This window comes from Moraxella sp. DOX410 (genome assembly GCF_032248735.1).
Lineage (GTDB): Bacteria > Pseudomonadota > Gammaproteobacteria > Pseudomonadales > Moraxellaceae > Faucicola > Faucicola tetraodonis.
In genome coordinates this window covers 34786-51578 of the sequence record NZ_CP135140.1, presented here as the reverse complement: position 1 = coordinate 51578, position 16793 = coordinate 34786, and the positions used below count along the sequence as shown (strand labels likewise).

At 44.7% G+C, this 16793-nt stretch carries 13 protein-coding genes; 1 reads left to right on the top strand and 12 read right to left on the bottom strand.

What is annotated here, in order from left to right; genetic code table 11:
- Window positions 1-3 precede the first annotated feature (3 nt).
- The 4 genes from mobA to moaA all read right to left on the bottom strand — a co-directional run bounded on the left by mobA (window position 4) and on the right by moaA (window position 3148).
- Window positions 4-669: a molybdenum cofactor guanylyltransferase gene (gene mobA, locus RNZ41_RS11310; protein WP_253852223.1), complete on the bottom strand. Its 666-nt coding sequence runs from the start codon at window positions 667-669 to the stop codon at window positions 4-6.
- Window positions 647-1177 carry a molybdenum cofactor biosynthesis protein B gene (moaB, locus tag RNZ41_RS11305; RefSeq protein ID WP_060995906.1) on the bottom strand — a complete coding sequence of 177 codons (531 nt, stop codon included), beginning with the start codon at window positions 1175-1177 and terminating at the stop codon, window positions 647-649. The genes mobA and moaB overlap by 23 nt, the downstream gene beginning before the upstream one ends.
- Window positions 1178-1244: 67 nt before the next feature.
- Entirely contained in the window at window positions 1245-1958 is a 714-nt protein-coding gene (locus tag RNZ41_RS11300) for an MOSC domain-containing protein (RefSeq protein WP_060995907.1), read from the bottom strand.
- A 164-nt stretch (window positions 1959-2122) separates the two neighbouring features.
- Entirely contained in the window at window positions 2123-3148 is a 1026-nt protein-coding gene (gene moaA, locus RNZ41_RS11295) for a GTP 3',8-cyclase MoaA (protein ID WP_253852224.1), read from the bottom strand.
- A gap of 225 nt (window positions 3149-3373) precedes the next feature.
- On the opposite strand from moaA, the gene RNZ41_RS11290 reads away from it, so the two are divergent.
- Window positions 3374-3823 (top strand): hypothetical protein, encoded by a 450-nt coding sequence (locus tag RNZ41_RS11290; RefSeq protein ID WP_314027870.1) that lies wholly within the window; start codon window positions 3374-3376, stop codon window positions 3821-3823.
- 18 nt (window positions 3824-3841) lie between these two features.
- Here the strand turns inward: RNZ41_RS11290 and RNZ41_RS11285 are convergent, their stop codons facing one another.
- From RNZ41_RS11285 to RNZ41_RS11250, 8 genes are all read right to left on the bottom strand, one after another.
- Window positions 3842-5131, bottom strand: coding sequence for a molybdopterin molybdotransferase MoeA (locus RNZ41_RS11285; protein ID WP_314027869.1), 1290 nt, complete (start codon window positions 5129-5131; stop codon window positions 3842-3844).
- Between the two features lie 150 nt (window positions 5132-5281).
- Window positions 5282-6178, bottom strand: coding sequence for a peptidylprolyl isomerase (locus tag RNZ41_RS11280; RefSeq protein ID WP_284035149.1), 897 nt, complete (start codon window positions 6176-6178; stop codon window positions 5282-5284).
- 443 nt (window positions 6179-6621) lie between these two features.
- On the bottom strand, window positions 6622-7806 hold the full coding sequence (gene ubiM / locus RNZ41_RS11275; RefSeq protein WP_314027881.1) for a 5-demethoxyubiquinol-8 5-hydroxylase UbiM: 1185 nt from the start codon (window positions 7804-7806) through the stop codon (window positions 6622-6624).
- A gap of 470 nt (window positions 7807-8276) precedes the next feature.
- Window positions 8277-9002 (bottom strand): respiratory nitrate reductase subunit gamma, encoded by a 726-nt coding sequence (narI, locus tag RNZ41_RS11270; protein ID WP_050324466.1) that lies wholly within the window; start codon window positions 9000-9002, stop codon window positions 8277-8279.
- The gene (narJ, locus tag RNZ41_RS11265; protein WP_314027880.1) at window positions 8999-9826 is read right to left on the bottom strand and encodes a nitrate reductase molybdenum cofactor assembly chaperone; all 828 of its coding nucleotides are present in this window, start codon (window positions 9824-9826) and stop codon (window positions 8999-9001) included. Before narJ ends, narI begins: the two co-directional genes overlap by 4 nt.
- A 73-nt stretch (window positions 9827-9899) precedes the next feature.
- On the bottom strand, window positions 9900-11438 hold the full coding sequence (gene narH / locus RNZ41_RS11260; RefSeq protein ID WP_065253741.1) for a nitrate reductase subunit beta: 1539 nt from the start codon (window positions 11436-11438) through the stop codon (window positions 9900-9902).
- Window positions 11439-11736: 298 nt separating this feature from the next.
- Window positions 11737-15504, bottom strand: a complete 3768-nt coding sequence (locus tag RNZ41_RS11255; RefSeq protein ID WP_314027868.1) for a nitrate reductase subunit alpha — start codon at window positions 15502-15504, stop codon at window positions 11737-11739.
- A gap of 142 nt (window positions 15505-15646) precedes the next feature.
- Window positions 15647-16753: an RNA-guided endonuclease InsQ/TnpB family protein gene (locus RNZ41_RS11250; RefSeq protein WP_203172797.1), complete on the bottom strand. Its 1107-nt coding sequence runs from the start codon at window positions 16751-16753 to the stop codon at window positions 15647-15649.
- Window positions 16754-16793: the final 40 nt, after the last annotated feature.

Sequence of the window (16793 nt, the reverse complement as noted above, 5' to 3'; positions counted from 1 at the left end):
TTTTTAATTCTCTAATTTTTGTAAAGCCAATTCAAACTTATCTTTCGTGTTAAAATTCGCCAAGTTTACCCAAGGATCTGGCAACTCAACCATTTTTACCGTTTTATCCACCAAAAACTTCATCACCGACCGATTGCCCTTATCTAAATAGTCATAAAGCTCAAGCAATAAATCAGTGCGATATAGCCCTAATAGTGGGTAATCTTTTTCACCCTTTAGATAAATAACATCTTCATGTTTATTAGTTGCTCTATCAAACAACTGATGATAAAGCTGATTTGCACCAATCAAACAATCACAGCTAATCACCATTAAATAATCTTCAGGATAAACCACTTGCAACATTGCATTGGCAATCGCAGATAATGCCCCTGCTCCTTTACCGTTGTCATCGCTTGGCAATTCGTCAGCAATCACAATCACTTTGCCTTTTTCCAAATAGCTTGGGTGATAAAAATTTTTGCCATTATCCGCTATCATCACTGGCACTTTTAAATTTGTTTCATGCCTTAATTGCGTACTTAAAGATTTAGCATGATCGATATGCCACTCTAACAAGGTTTCACCGTTTGGCAATGTTAACAGGGCTTTTGGCGAACCCATTCGAGTAGATTCGCCCCCTGCCAAAATCACAATTCCTGCCAAATCAATCATGAGTTGGATTAACACGCATTAGGTGCGGTACAAAGTTACACGGACGAGTGCGGTTGTCGAGTTGCTCTTTTAAAATCCCTTCCCAACCAGTGCGACACGCACCAGTTGACCCTGGTAAACAGAAAATCGCTGTATTATTCGCCATACCTGCCACCGCACGAGATTGGAGCGTGGACATACCGATTTCGTCTTTTGACAAGGCACGGAACATTTCGCCAAAGCCCTGCACTTCTTTATCAAACAAAGGCGACACCGCCTCTGGCATACTGTCACGGACATAAAACCCTGTACCGCCTGTGGTGATGACTGCATGGACATTGGGGTCGGCTATCCATTTGCTGACCATGGCACGGATTTGGTAAATACAGTCTGTCGTTAAGGCACGTTCGGCAAGGGTGTGACCTACCTCGACTAGGCTATCGGCTAGGTATTTACCAGAGGTATCTTCGTCTAGCGTGCGTGTGTCGGATACGGTGAGTACAGCGATATTTAGCGGGATAAAAGGTTTGGCAGGTTTCGTCATTTTGAGTTCCTTGTTGTTAGCTGTAGGGGTGTAAGGCTTACGCCCTGTCTTTTTTTTGGATTTGGTGTTAGCCGCTCGACAAGCGTTTTTTGGCAAGTACTTTTTTCCAACTATCTTCTAAACAATCAATCGCAAGCCATTTATCGACTGTTTCGCTATCAAGATTGCCTTTTTGGTTAGCCAGTTGCCACAGCGTAGCAAGGTCGGCAAAGGGATAGGGGCGTTCTACCAAATACACAGACAAACCTTGTATCAGCTCACCGTCTTGCACCACTTTAAAATACCACCCAGCCCCACCGATATCCGTCAAAAATGAGGCAACGCCATACTGCTGAACTTGGTCGTCAATCTTGTAACAAGGTCGGCGTGGTTGCACGATTTTTAGCTTGACGCTGTTGTTATCATCATCGCCATAGCGTCCTATTTCTCCAAATAAATAGACGTCACCAATACAAACATTAGCCTCAGACATTGGCTCACCGTCTGTCGTCACGGTCAAGTTTTCGCCCAATGCGCCAATGCTGACGTTTAGGTCAAATTGGGCGTTGATTTTGGCATAAGTGACGGTAGACATTTGATGTAGGGCTTTTAGGTGTCCGCCATGATGTTTGCGGTCGGCTTGCTCGTCTGTCAGCAATCCCATGTAATTGACCGCTACAGGTTCTTTAATGGGATATTTGTTAATCGCACTCAATTTTTCACGAGTAAATAAGTCGGCTTTGCCTGCTCGTACTTCGGTGAGTGTGCCGATAAACTGTGGTAACTGGATTGAATTTGGCATTTAGGTTCTCATTTTATCAAAGGGGTTAAAATTCGCTTAAATGCCATTCTCGCGTATTTTCAACATAATACAAATCGTCAATTTACCCATGTTTTTTTGAAGAATTTCGGTGGGTAAACGGTGCGTAAAACGCACCCTACGAATCTACAAACCTTTAAAACCTTTTAACCACCAATCATAGAAAGATTATTCATCAACCCACTATTTTGTTCATGTAAATGGTGATGTTCTGGCTTAATCGGCATTAGATTTTGCACCGCTCTTTTTAGCCCCGTTACATCGCCACTCGCCAAAAACTCACGCACATCATAGCTTGCCTTATCAAACAAACACAAATGCACCTTGCCTTGACTGCTCACTCGCAAGCGATTGCACGAATCACAAAAATGCGTGGCATACGGCTCGATAATGCCGATTTTGCCGACATACTCGTCATGGCGATACTCGGTCGCAGGTCCTGCATCACTGGCTCGCACCTGTGCCAACCAGCCACGCTCCAGTAGATAATCACGGATTCGGCTGACATTGGTATGCTCGGCAAAAAACAGCTTGCCATTGTCCGAAGTCTGCATAAACTCAATAAAGCGGTAGGTCACAGGGCGAGTTTTGGCATAGTCTAGGGCGGATAATAAATTGTCAAAAGCGGTATCGGCTTTGAGTATGCCATTAATTTTTAGGCGAATATCGGTGCTGTCGAGTAGCGTATCAATATCACCTAATAAAGTCGGCAACATATCAAAGCCTGTGATTTGTTTAAACAGCATGGGGTCAAAGCTATCAATGCTAAGATTAAGCTGATTTAGCCCTGCGGTGTGCCAAGCGGATAGGTGTTTGCCGAGTTTGTAGCCGTTAGAACTCACCGCTACCGTGGCAATGCCGTGACTTTTGGTCAAAGCGATGATATCGGTAAGGTCAGAGCGAATGGACGGCTCACCGCCTGTTAAGCGGATTTTGCTTGTACCCAATTCGGCAAAGCCTTGTACTAAGGTATTGATTTCATTCAGGGAAAGTTCATTATCGGGGCGTTTGCCACCGTTGGCGGTATAGCCGTTTGGCAAACAATAGTCACAGCGGAAGTTACAAAAATCGGTGACTGACAGGCGCAAGTAATTGAGTTGTCTATGAAAACCGTCCACCAGCGTTGATTTGGGGGCATAACGATGAGCGGTAGGGCTTGAGCCTACAGGCATTGGGTGGGTGGTGATGGTTTTCATGGTGAGCTTTAGGCGTTGCCTCGGTAATGGGTGAAATTTTACTGTAACAAGTTTTTAGTAAGAATACCATTCACCATTAGTAAGGCAAACTACTACTTTAGCGGTACAGATAAAGACGGTATTAAGATTTAAAGGAATTTTGTATAATCTAATCATTAATTATCAAGCCAAAAACCAACAATTAGGAAAAAATTACATCCTTTGATTAAGTCAGAAATGCTTAATACTTTTCAATCAGTAAAAGAGCTTATGCTTGGTAAAAATTACGACAATATATTACAACAGAGTTCACAAGGTTTTTTATTTACCTATGATGACTGGAGTGATGTAGTCAGAATGGAAAAACTCCAATATATTGATAATGCACAATATGCCATTATAGAAACTTTGTTTTCGGGTTTTGTAAATTATTTAGAAAACTCTGATGACTTTGACCAAAAAGAAATTAATAAATTTAAATTCGTTGATGAGATATTTCATGAGCATTTAAGAGAGTTAAGTTTTTTCAAATTTAGAAATCCTGAAATTATCTCTATAGATGAAGCTATTAATGAATTTAAGGATATCAATTTTTTCCCACCTACTATTGTTTTGAAAGATGGAAAATTTATTGATATCCAAAATCATTTCACCAATGTAGTGTATTTTTAACAATTTTAAAAATTAAAATTATTGAAAGTTCCAACTAAAAGGCTCAATCGTCACCCATTCACCTGCCGTCACCCCTGCATTGTCTTGCGGTAATACCAACAAACAATTCGCTTGGCTTAACTGCTTGATACGGTGCGAATCTTGAGCGGATAAGGGCGTGACGCTTAAATTCCCCTCATCGTCTTGGGCAACAAACGCTCGTTGATAATCCTGTCTGCCAACCGCTTTTTTGATGTTATGGGTGGTTTTGGCTTGCAACCGTAATGGCTTTGGCAGATCTATTTCATTGACCGCTGACAGTCGCCATAACGCAGGTTTGACAAACTGCAAACAACCGACCACCGTCGATAACGGATTTCCGGGTAAACCAAAATACAAAACGGTTTTTTCGGCTTTTTTAAACTCTCCAAACACAAACGGCTTTCCGGGTTTCATCGCCACTTTGTAATGGTTAATTTGCCCCAAATCATCAATCACCGTGGTTAAAAAGTCATAATCGCCCACCGATACCCCTGCACTTGAGATAATCAAATCACATTCGCTAATTGCTTGCTGTACCGTGTTTCGAGTCGCCTCAAGCGTGTCGGCAACAATGCCATAATCTTTGATAATAATGGGCAATTCATGGAGCAAGGATTTCAGCGTTGGGGTATTGGAATTATAAATCTTTGCCAAATGGGTGAGTGGCTCGCCGATTTGTACCAACTCATCCCCTGTGGCGATGATACCCACGGTCAAAGGGGCAAATACCGACACTTGAGCCACGCCTAGATTTGCCAATAGGCTGATATCAGTGGGATTCAGGCGTTTGCCAATGGTTAGGACGGTTTCGCCTGTTTGCACTTCTTCGCCTTGATAGCGGATATTTGAGCTGACTGTGGCGGTTTTAGTTAGCGTAATGGCATAGAGCTGGGTTTTATCAATGCTATCTTTAATATCGTTAAAATTGGTATTTTCCTGCATCACCACGGTGTCGCAATCGCTCGGCACGACCGCCCCTGTAAAAATCCGCACGCCTTGCCCTGCTTGTAATGTACCGTCAAATGGCTTGCCTGCGACCGATTCACCCACGATAGTCAGAGCGGTGTGTTCGGCAAGCTCGCTACCCTTGGCAAAGGCATAACCGTCCATTGCGGATAGGTTTTGGCGTGGAATGTCAAAACTGGCGGTGATGTCTTGTGCCAAAATATGATTTTTGGCTTGCAATAGTGGTAGCGTTTGGGTCGCTCGCTGATTGAGCGGATGTTCGGCTAAATATTGTTGGCAACGTTCGGTAATGGCGGATTTTAAATCTTGGACGGATATCATACTTCATCTCTAATACATTCAAATAAGTAGGGCGGGTTAGCAAAGCGTTACCCAACAATTTAATCATAAAATCAATCATTTAGTCTGGTGGGTTACGCCAAAAAATACGACTAACCCACCCTACAAGCTGTGGGTTTTTTAAAACTTTTGTCACCCACGATACACATTTTCTTCATTCATTTGCAAATTCATGCCTTGAATATCAGCATTATGGCTAAGTTTGAACAAAAAGTCCGTCAAACCATGATGAAACGATTGTTGGATCAATTCATTGGCAATCATCGGCATGGCTTGCTCAAAACTCAAGGCTTGACCGTCTTCACGGCTTAACACCTCAACAATATGCACGCCATAGCGAGTTTCGATGGGATTGACCGACACGCCGACAGGCAAACCAAACACCGCTTGCTCGAACTCTGGTACGGTTTCGCCTTTGACGATTTCGCCCAAATCACCGCCGTTGTCTTTTGAGGGACACAATGAGTATTGTTGGGCGAATTGGATAAAGTCAGCGTCCCGATTTTGGCTGTTTTGCAGGGTTTCAATTAGGTTTGTCGCTTGTTTTTTTAGCTCGATACGTTCTTCCCCTGCATCGGGTGGCGAAGCCAATAAAATATGGCGTACCGTTAACAGCGGTGGAGTGACGTAGCGTTGTGGGTTGCTATTGAATAACTGGCGACAGCTCTCTTCATTAGGTATGGTGGGTTGGACGTTTTTATCAATCAAGTCGCTGATGGCGGTTTCTTCATCGGCTTGCCAAGCGGATTCGCCCAATGTGGGGTCGGCATACACGGCTTGCTTGAGCAGTTCTCGGATGACCAGGGCTTGGGCGGATAAAAATAACGCCTCGTCTTGGCTGTTGGCTGGGTGATATTGCACTTCTTGGGCGATGGCGGTGGGGTCGATGATCACGCCATTGACGCTGATATTGGGGATTTGTTGGCGACTACTGGCGATTAGATTATCGGGGCGTTTCGCCTCAGCTAGTGCCTCTTCGATGAGTTCTTTTTCGCTGTGGGGGCGTTTGAGGTCATCTGAGGTTGGCATGATACGAATGTCATCATCAAATTCATCATGATGGTCATGGTTATGAGTATGTTCATGATGGTGATGTTCGTGAGTTTGTTTGTCACCACCTGCACAGCCACAAGTACCACCGCCACAGCCTGTTGATTTGGGTGATTGGGTGTCTAAATTGGTTGGGTTTTGGGGGTTAAAGGTAGCAACGCTCATGGAGATTTTCCTTAGAATCGTATGAAATTGTAATTTTATAAAGTTTCCCCATTATGACAATTATCAATGATTTAAAAAATACTCCATTGTGATTATGCCATGCTACTAGGGCATGTCCCTATTCGGATGATGTGGCTAAATAGACAACCACGAAAGAGCTGAGCTGCTTTTTTGGTTGTCTATAAGGCGATAGATAAGGAAGGCGATAGATAAGGCTGTTGGAACAATGCTTTGACAGCATATTTGTCTTAACGGTATTAGCCTGTCAACTGTTTAGTAATCAAAGATTTTAACGGTGGTAAATTATTGCTAACCCGCAATACCAATGAACGAATTGCCTTGGCTGGTTTGTTTTCTGTGGTGAATAATGTCACCATTGCATTCGTACCGTGATACATTGGGCGAGTCAATAACATATGCTGGCGTTGATATTTTGCTAATAGCTCGGGTGAGGCGAAATCAGATTGGTTGGCTACAGCTTGTTTGATAAGTTTAGATAATACTGCAACACTATGCAGACCCAAATTGAATCCATGAGCTGTGACAGGATGCATACCCACTGCGGCATCACCGATAACTGCACTGCGATTGGCATAAAAACGATTGGCATGCACCCCCACTAATGGATAGCGATGTTGACTACTGATTAATCGCATTTCGCCAAGGCTACCGTCAATGTAACCCTCAATTTCTTTGGCGAAGGCAGTGGGTGATAAGCCTAATAAATACTCAGCTTGTTCATTTTTTACCGTAATCACGCAGTTGGTCATCTGCTCAGTCATCGGTAATAATGCCACTGTCACCCCATAGTAGAATGATTCAACGGCTCTTTGCTGATTAGACTGGGTGTGTGACATACGGCACACAATCATACTTCGTCCAAAATCATGGCTATCTGCTGTGATACCTAATTGGCGACGAGTTTGTGAGAAGCGACTATCTGCTACGATAAGCATATTGGCAGTGATTGTCTGTAAGTTATCTAATGTTACCGTAACGAAGCGTGACGCTGTCTGCACATTTTTGACACCGCTGTCACACTGTAAAGTGATATTGTCACAGACTTTGGTCGCTTCATAGCAAGCTTTGCGAATCAAGGGATTGGATACCAAATAGCCTAACCCTTCAATGGCAAGTCCTCTGACACTTTTTGGTTTGCCAAAGTATAGCTGATAAGTTGAGTTACCATCATACACACTGGCATCTTTTAAAATATGTTTTTCGTCATTAGGAATTTTTTGCCAAATATCCAGTTGTTGCATGATATCTTTGGAGGCGTGGGTTAAAGCGATTTCACGTCCATCATAAGGTGGATTAGCAAGGCTGTCTTCAGAAGCTTTTTCGACAATTGCAATTTGTAAACCTGTCTGTGCGATGGCTTTGGCAAAACTTAAGCCTGCAGGTCCTGCTCCAACGATAATGATGTCAAAATGAGGTGGCATTGGGTTAGATAGATTGATGTTAGCTTGATTTGATAAACTATCATGCGTGGTCTGTGTTTGTTGTTTCATAATTCAATTTCCTCTATAGTTAACGCATAGTGGCAGAATTATAACAATGGTACATTTCCATTTGTGATGAGCTTAACGAAATGGAGTAGAGCAAGTTCGATAGGCTCAGGGCAAGCGGTTTTTGTATCAATTATTAACTGCTTTAGCTATAAAAAATACGTGAGTATTATCAAAAGACGACCATTAGGCTATGTCCATTAGGCTATGTCAGAGTGGCTCAATCTTTCAGCCTCAAAAAGATTCTTCAGAAGTCTAATGCGTTGATGATATTTGCTAAAAAAAACCACGAATAGACGGCTGGAGTGTTCTATCCGTGGAAACTGGGAAAATAAATCAGTTTTTTAAATTACTATAGTGGGGCATAAGCATGGTGCCCCTACATCCGTATCATAACATTTAGATTATTGAGCCGTTTTTTGACGGACGATTTGATAGCGTCTGCCAAGATACCAAATCGGCGCAGAAATAATATGAATCAAACGGGTAAATGGGAATATCATTACTAATGTAATCCCTAATGCCATATGAATTTGATAAATCAAATCCGCTTGTTTAATACGTGCAGCTGCTTGCCAAGGACGTAAGATAGTAATATCCTGTGCCCAACCCGCTAAGTTCATCATGGTTGCACCATCCAGATGCTTCATCGACGTAAAGATTGATAGTAACCCTAGATTTAACTGAATAAATAACAGGATTAGCACTAACTTATCACTAAAAGTTGATGTGTTAGAAATACGTGGGTCAGTAAAACGTCGAATCATCAACAATACCATACCAAACCAACATACTACACCTGCAATACCCCCTACGACTACCGCTAAAATTTGCTTATGAGCAGCACTGATAAAGTTCTCATAAATAAAATGTGGTGTTAGCATCCCAAACAGGTGACCAAGCAACACAGTGATTATGCCAATATGAAATAAATTGCTGCCTATACGCATATGCTTGGGTTGTAGCATTTGAGAAGAGCTGGTTTTCCAAGAGTATTGTGACAAATCAAAACGTGCCCAACTCCCTAAGATAGCAACAACCAAGGCAATATAGGGATAAATACCGAATAAAAAGACTTGTAATAAATTTAAGTCGGCCAATGCTTCATAACTAGGTGGTGCGATATTCATAATAGCTCTCCTTGTACGTCAGTGCTCAAGGCAGATGGATTATTGGTTAATGGTTTTGAATTCGTTGTGTCAAAATCGACCCAATGCACAGGGGTAATGCTGTTGTGCTGGGCTTGTTGTCCGAGGTTTTGGGCGATATGTTGTTGGGTTTGGTTGGAGGGGCAACGCTCTTGCTCTGCACCCAAAAAGTCCACCATTTCCTCTTCCCATTCGCTGTCAATGGCTTCAAGGCTGTCTTCGGCAAGTTTGACCGCTTCGGATTTATTCATATTGGCAAGCTCGTCATCAATCAAGCTTAACGGCTGTCCTGCGACTTGCAATAATGCCTTAAATAAGCTGGCGTACTCACTTTGTTTATCAATAAGTCTTGCCCCAAGCACTGTCAAAATATGGCTGACATCGGCAATGTCCATGCGGACTTGCATTTCGTCACCTGTGGCTACGGCTTGGTATGCCAAAAACTCAAGGTACATCGGAATGTAATCTGGCAATTCTTTGGCATCAATAGCAAATCCTGCTTGCTCGTATTGAGCCATTAAATCGACCATGGCTTGACCACGGTCACGGCTTTCACCATGAACGTGTTCAAACAGCCATAGCGACAAGGTGCGACCACGTTCAAATAGGCTGTCATAGCGGGCTTGGGCTTCTAATTCACCCAAATTTGTCAAGCTGTCAATCAAGTCTGCGATTTCGCCTCGCACTGCTGGGCTAATCAAGCGTGAAATTTTTACCAAGTCTTTGCAAACGTCTAACGTGTCATCGGCAAACAGTTCGTGACTGGGATAATCCATGAGCAAACTAATCACTTTTAACAGTTTCATATCGTGGCTGTTGCTGTGAATATTGGTTTGCTCAATATTGGTGTTTTCAACCGTTGGGGTAGCGTCACTCATATCAGTTCTCCCAAGTTTGCACGGTGTCAATCATGTCACGGCGACTGGTTTTTTTATTGCCAAACATACTGTAATCGCTGTCACCGTTGCATTCATTGCCAAAGGTAAAGCCACAGCCACCACGCTCGGCAAACGCATCGCTTAGGGCTTCTTCACGGTGAGCGGTTGGGATGACAAAACGGTCTTCGTAATTGGCAATCGCAAGGTAGCGGTACATTTCTTCGACTTGGTGTTTGCTCAGACCTACGCTGTCTAGCACGCTTTGGGCATCAACTTTATCGACCAGTTGTGAGCGTTTGTAGCTACGCATGGCAAGTAAGCGTTTGAGTGCCAATTTGACAGGGGCTTCATCGCCTGCGGTCAGCATATTGGCAAGGTATTTGACAGGAATACGCAAGCTATCGACATCTGGAATCAAGCCGTCCATACCGACTGTGCCTGCTTCGGCGGCGTTTTGAATCGGCGATAGTGGTGGCACATACCAAACCATTGGCAAGGTGCGGTATTCTGGGTGCAATGGCAATGCCAATTTCCAGTCCATTGCCAGTTTATACACAGGCGATTTTTGAGCGGATTCGATGACCGACATATCCACGCCGTCTTTTAGGGCTTGGGCGATGACCGCAGGGTCATTTGGGTCAAGGAAAATGTCAAGTTGGGCTTGGTAAAGGTCTTTTTCGTTGGCGATACCAGCGACTTCTTTGATTTTGTCGGCATCATACAATAGCACGCCTAGATAGCGAATCCGCCCTACGCAGGTTTCGGAACACACGGTTGGCATACCGCTTTCGATACGAGGGTAACAGAAGATACATTTTTCGGATTTGCCCGACTTCCAGTTGTAGTAGATTTTTTTGTAAGGACAGCCCGAAATACACATCCGCCAGCCACGACATTTTTCTTGGTCAATCAGCACAATGCCGTCTTCTTCACGTTTATAAATCGCCCCACTTGGACACGAGGCAACACACGTAGGGTTCAAGCAATGCTCGCACAGGCGTGGTAGGTACATCATAAAGGTGTTTTCGTATTGACCGTAGATATCGGCTTGGACGTTGTCAAAGTTTTTGTCCAAACGGCGTTTGGCAAATTCTGAACCAAGAATTTCTTCCCAGTTGGGACCCCATTCGATTTTTTGCATCCGCTTGCCTGTAATCAGTGAGCGTGGGCGAGCAATCGGTTGGTGTTCGCTAATCGGGGCGGTGTGTAGGTGTTGGTAATCGAAGTCAAACGGTTCGTAGTAGTCGTCAATACTTGGCAAATCTGGGTTGGCAAAGATATTGGCGAGAATGCGGAATTTTCCCCCGATTTTTGGGTTGATTGAGCCGTCAGCGTTGCGAATCCAGCCACCTTTCCATTTGGCTTGGTTTTCCCATTCTTTGGGGTAGCCGATACCAGGTTTGGATTCGACATTGTTAAACCATGCGTATTCCATGCCTTCACGACTGGTCCAGACGTTTTTACAGGTGACTGAGCAGGTGTGACAACCGATACATTTATCAAGGTTTAGCACCATGCCGACTTGTGAGCGAATTTTCATAAAAAATTCCTTATGGGTTGCCTAATTTATGGCTGACCGCATCAGTGGGGTGAGCATAAATTTGGGTATTTGTCATTTTTTTATTGTATCCCCCTCGGCTTGCCAAAAACATCATGCCAAAGGGGATAAGTTGAGTGGTTCATTATGCTAAAGTAGTAGCCTATATTTAGACTACGCTTTAAAAAAGCTAGAAAATTCTAAATCATCCTCTATTTAACCCCCTCTAACTCCCCCTTGTCAGGGGGAGAACTGCTCCCTCCCCTGCTAAGGGGAGGGTTGGGGTGGGGTTAATGACATCTTAATCCAACGTGGTCGGTAATGGACGAGGCAATTCGTCATCGGGTTTGCCTTCAAGCCAATCGACTTTTGCCATTTTACGCACCAACACAAATTCGTCACGGTTACAGCCGACTGTGCCATAGTAGTTAAAGCCATAGGCTTGTTGGGCATAGCCACCAATCATGTGGGTGGGTTTTAGCACCGCACGAGTGACTGAGTTATGAATACCGCCACGAGTGCCTGTGGATTCTGAGCCTGGGATGTTGACCAGTTTTTCTTGGGCATGGTACATCATGGTCATGCCTTCTTTGACACGTTGCGACACCACGGCACGAGCGGTGATTGAGCCGTTTGCGTTAAACACTTCAATCCAGTCGTTGTCTTCGATGTCAGCTTTGCGTGCGTCAATTTCGCTCATCCACACACAAGGACCGCCACGAGAAAGGGTCAGCATTAGCAAGTTTTCAGAATAGGTACTATGAATGCCCCATTTTTGGTGCGGTGTTAAGAAGTTTAATACCACTTCTTTATTGCCGTTGGTTTTGTAGCCTTTAAAATGCTCAACGGTTTTGGTGTCAATCGGTGGGCGGTATTGTTGCATCTGCTCACCAAACGCCTGCATCCAAGGGTGGTCTTGATAAAACTGCTGACGACCTGTGATAGTACGCCAAGGAATCAACTCGTGTACGTTGGTGTAGCCTGCGTTGTAGCTGACTTTTTCCGATTCTAGTCCAGACCAAGTTGGGCTTGAGATAATTTTGCGAGGTTGTGCCACGATATCATGGAAACGGATTTTTTCGTGTTCGCTCGATTTTGCCAAATGGGTGTGGTCACGCCCTGTATTTTTTGACAAGGCTGACCATGCTTTGACCGCCACATGACCGTTGGTTTCTGGGGCAAGCATCAGGATGGTTTCGGCAGCGTCAATGGCGGTGTTAATACGAGGGCGACCTTGTGCGACAGTCGGCTCGGTAACGGTGTAGCTTAGCTCGCCAAGTTGTGCCACTTCTTCTTTGGTGTCCCAGTCCATGCCTTTGGAGTTATTACCCAAAGTGTCCATTAACGTACCCAAGGCGGTGTATTTGGCATAGGTGCTTGGATAGTCACGTTCCACAACTTTGATATGTGGACAGTTTTTACCCGGAACAGGTTTTTCGCCTGCGGTTTTCCAGTCTGTACCGCCAAATGGCTGTGCCAATTCGCCAACGCTGTCATGTTGCATGGGCAAAGTGACGACATCGGTCTGTACGCCAAGATGGGTCGCTGACAGTTGTGAGAATACATTGGCAATGCCTTTGTAGATTTCCCAGTCTGATTTTGATTCCCAAGCAGGGTCGGTGGCGGCAGTCAATGGGTGGATAAATGGGTGCATATCCGAGGTGTTCATGTCGTCTTTTTCGTACCATGTCGCTGTTGGCAACACGATATCTGAATATAAACAGGTACTCGACATACGAAAATCAAGGGTCGTCACAAGGTCAAGTTTGCCTGTGGGGGCGTTTTCGACCCAATCGACTTCATGCGGACGTAGTTCGGCAACGGTTTCATCGCCCAATACGCCATTTTTTGTACCTAAGAGATATTTGAGCATATATTCATGCCCTTTACCTGATGAACCAAGCAAGTTTGAACGCCAAATAAACAGATTGCGTGGGAAGTTGGCAGGGTTATCTGGGCTTTCACAGGCAAAACTTAATGAGCCATTTTGTAGGCTTTCGACCACATAATCTTCCACTTTCATGCCTTTTGCTTTGGCTTCATTGGCAATGGTGAGTGGGTTGCGGTTTAGCTGTGGAGCAGATGGTAGCCAACCTGCACGCTCGGCTCGAATGTTGTAGTCGAGCATATGCTCTGGGAAATGGGTTTTGTTGGCGTGTGGTGACAACAATTCATGAGCCGACAATTTTTCATAACGCCATTGGCTAGAATGGTTGTAGAAGAAACTTGTGCTGTTCATGTGGCGTGGTGGTCTGTGCCAGTCAAGAGCAAATGCCAATGGGGCCCAGCCAGATTGTGGACGTAGTTTTTCTTGTCCAACATAATGTGCCCAACCACCGCCAGATTTACCAATACAACCACACAGCATGAGCATATTAATCACGCCACGGTAGTTCATGTCAAGGTGATACCAGTGGTTCATCCCTGCACCAATGATAATCATGGATTTACCGTGCGTTTTGTGGGCATTTTCGGCAAATTCACGGGCAATTTGAATCACTTTTTCGCGGCTTACGCCTGTGATGGCTTCTTGCCATGCAGGTGTGCCTGCGACGGTGGCATCATTGTAATCATCGGTAACGTGCTGACCGCCAACCCCATTTGCCACGCCAAGATTTGCCACCATTAAATCAAACACGGTCACGACTTTGGCGGTTTGACCATTGGCAAGGTTGATGGTGCGACAAGGGATAGTTTTATACTGAATGGCATCGCCAGCGACTGCGGTAAAGTAAGGGTGTTCGTCACCGCCAAAATAATCCAAACCGACTTCCACGGTTTCGCCACTGTCTTTTTGGCTTAACGCTAAATCAATCTCAGCCCCAGTTGAGCCGTCACGAGCTTCCAAGTTCCATTTGCCTTTGTCGGCACGTTCGGCATCGCCCCAACGGTAGCCAATCGACCCTTGTGGTGATACCAATTCGCCATGTTGATTGATGGCAACGGTTTTCCATTCTGGGTTGTTGTCTTGCTCAAGGTTGCCTGTCAAATCAGACGCACGCAAGAAACGTCCTGCACGCAACTCTCGACCTTCGCCTTCGACCATAACAAGGATCGGCAAATCAGTGTAGCGTTTGGCATAATCAACGAAGTAATCACTTGGTTGTTTGAGATAAAATTCTTTGATAATCACATGGCTAAAGGCTTGAGCAAGGGCGGCATCTGTGCCTTGTTTTGGATTAAGCCATAGGTCACAAAGTTTTGAGATTTCGGCATAGTCAGGGGTGATTGCGACAGTTTTTGTGCCTTTATAACGCACTTCGGTAAAGAAGTGAGCGTCTGGGGTACGAGTTTGCGGTACGTTTGACCCCCAAGCGATGATATAGTCAGAATTGTACCAATCGGCAGATTCTGGTACGTCAGTCTGCTCACCCCAAACCATTGGGCTAGCAGGTGGTAAGTCACAATACCAGTCATAAAATGACAAGCACACGCCACCGATTAATGATAAATAACGGCTACCTGCAGCATAGCTGACCATTGACATCGCAGGAATCGGCGAAAAGCCGATGATACGGTCAGGGCCAAAGGTTTTGGCGGTATAGACATTCGAGGCGGCGATGATTTCGTTCACTTCGCTCCAACTTGAACGCACAAAGCCACCCAAACCACGTTTGGATTTGTATTGGGCGGTTTTGGCAGGGTCAGACACGATACTACCCCATGCTTCGACTGGGTCGGCAAATTGGGCTTTGGCTTCACGCCATAATTTGAGTAGCGGTTTACGCACTTTTGGGTATTTTAGGCGGTTGGCTGAGTACATATACCAGCTATAGCTTGCCCCACGAGGACAGCCACGAGGTTCGTGGTTGGGTAGGTCTGGGCGAGTACGTGGGTAGTCGGTTTGTTGGGTTTCCCAAGTGACTAGACCGTTTTTGACGTAGATTTTCCATGAGCATGAGCCAGTACAGTTCACACCGTGAGTCGAGCGGACGATTTTATCGTATTGCCAACGACTGCGGTAGCTGTTTTCCCAGTCACGGCTTTCGTCACGCACTTCGCCATGACCGTCAGCAAATTCGCTTGTTTTTTTGGTAAAAAATTTAAATTGGTCGAGTAGATGGCTCATTTTGCTATCCTCATCTAGATGGTAAGGTTATATCTAGCATGAGTATAGGAGGTGTAAAGTGTCTTGCCTATCGGCTATAGGGTGGTGAATACTACTACTTAGGGGGTATTAGATTATTGAAATGATTGACTTCCTCCCCTCCCTATCGTTCGGGGATTCCTTCTACAAGACGGTCAAGCCCGACCGCAAGAATGTTCTTACTGGCATTGATATCTCTATCATGCCATGTGCCACACGAAGCACATATCCATTCTCTTATTCCAAGCGATTTTCTACCTTTCGGACTATTGGCGGTGATTTCACCGCAACACGAACATCGCTGGGTCGTGTATCTCTCATTCACGATTTCAAAACGGCAACCTGCGTTCTCGCATTTGTAGGTCAGTTGTCGTTTCAGTTCAAACCAGCCTGCATCGTAAACCGATTTGGCGAGTTTGCCTTTTTTACTGTTAAATTGGGTGGTTTTCACATCACCGACCACGATTAGGGCATTGTCTTTGACTAATTGGGTGGTGAATTTGTGGATTAGGTCTTGGCGTGTATGTTTGATTTTGGCATGGATTGCCTTGACACGCTGTTTGTTTTTGGCACGTTGGGCGGTGGCTAATGCTTTGGCATATTTTAGCGTTTGCTTAATGGTTAGCTTGTCACCGTTTGAGGCGGTAGCACTGTCTTTAAGTCCTAAGTCAATGCCTACGCTACCCGTTCCGCATTGTGTTTTAGGGTAGTCTTTGACGGTGATACAAGCATACCAACGGTTACGGCTGTCTTGTACCAATTCGCATGTGTTGATTTGGTATAGGCTAAGGTTGTAGCTGTCCCATAGGTTGATGATGAGTTTTTGCCCTTTGGCTAGGCTTAGTTGCAAGGTGGATTTTAAGCCTTTTTTACTTGTTTGGTGGGTAGCAATGTGTTTGATGGCGGATTGTTTAAAGGGTAGCCAGCCTAATGATTTACGTTTTGAATTTGGGTTGTTGGTTCGCCAGTTTAGTTTGGCTTTTTTGAATTGCTTTCGAGCTTTGGCGTGGGTTTCATTGATGGCTTGGATGGTCTGACTGTGTAAGCCAAGTAGTTCACCGCTACCTTTGGTGTAGTCGTTTAGGTCGTAAGCACTAAAGAATTTACCAGTCTTTTTTAGGTGTTTGTAACTCAAGTCATTGACATAATTCCACACGAAATTGACCGCACCGCTTAGGCGGTTGAGTTTATCAGTATGTTTGTCTCGTATGCGTAGCTTGAGTGTTTTCATGCAAATTATTTTAGCAAAATTTATGCAAGCGTTATAGTGT